Source organism: Mesorhizobium sp. M0019 (genome assembly GCF_040323975.1).
Lineage (GTDB): Bacteria > Pseudomonadota > Alphaproteobacteria > Rhizobiales > Rhizobiaceae > Mesorhizobium.
The window spans coordinates 1-978 of sequence record NZ_JAMYVK010000137.1 but is presented as its reverse complement, the minus strand read 5'-3'; the positions used below and the strand labels follow the sequence as shown (position 1 = coordinate 978).

Annotated in this window: 1 protein-coding gene; it reads left to right on the top strand. The window is 63.6% G+C overall.

The features are described 5' to 3' along the window. Nucleotides 1-154: 154 nt before the first annotated feature. The coding region (locus NKK47_RS35015) for a trans-sulfuration enzyme family protein (RefSeq protein WP_352579930.1) at nt 155-978 on the top strand (824 nt) is incomplete at its 3' end.

Genomic DNA, 978 nt, shown 5'->3' with positions numbered 1-978 from the left:
AGCAGCGCGGCCGCCGCGCCGGCGCCGCGCGTGATCATGATCGCGTTGAAGACATCGATGTCGCGCAGGTTCATAGTGCAGCCCATATCAAAAGCGAATTAACTTTATCGCTGCGGTCATAGATGGCAATGGATGAGCCCGCTAAGTTTCGCCCATGAACCGACGCGACGACACTTCACATGTCCATCCTCCCAAGCGCTCCGAGGAACCGTTCCAGGCGGTGGCGATGCCGGTCGAGCGAGCCTCGACCGTTGTCTTTGACGATCTGGAATCGTTCGAGCTTCGCGTCGAGCGTCTGTACGACGGGTTCAGCTACGGACTTTACGGCACACCGACCAGCCGGCAGCTCGAAGATCATATCGCCGTGTTGGAATGCGGATCGCGGGCTCTCGTCGTCCCGTCGGGCATGGCGGCCATGACGCTGGCGACCATGGCTGTCTGCCGTGGCGGCGAAAGCGTTCTGATCCCGGAGACGCTCTATGGCCCGGCGCGCGACATGGCCGAGCGTTTTCTCGGCCCACTCGGGATCGAGGCGGTTTCCTACAATGCAAGGCTGGACGCAAGCATCGCGGCGATGATCGACGGCAGAACGCGGCTGGTTTGGGTAGAATCGCCTGGCTCGGCCACCTTCGAAGTCCAGGATGTGCCCGCCATCACAGCCGCGGCCCACAAGGCCGGCGCGCTCGTTGCGGCCGACAACACCTGGGCATCGCATCTGCTGTTCAAGCCGCTCGCTCATGGCGTCGACATCTCGATGCAGGCGCTTTCCAAACACGCCGGCGGCCACGGCGACCTCTTGATGGGCTCGCTCGCAGTGCATGACCATGCCCTGTTCCGACGCCTGAAGGACACGGCGCGTTTCCTTGGCTATGGCGTCTCGCCCGAGGATTGCGCGCTGTGCGAGCGCGGCCTGATGACGATGCCGGTGCGCATGCGCCACGCCGACGGTACAGCGCGCAAGATTGTCGCCTGGCTGTC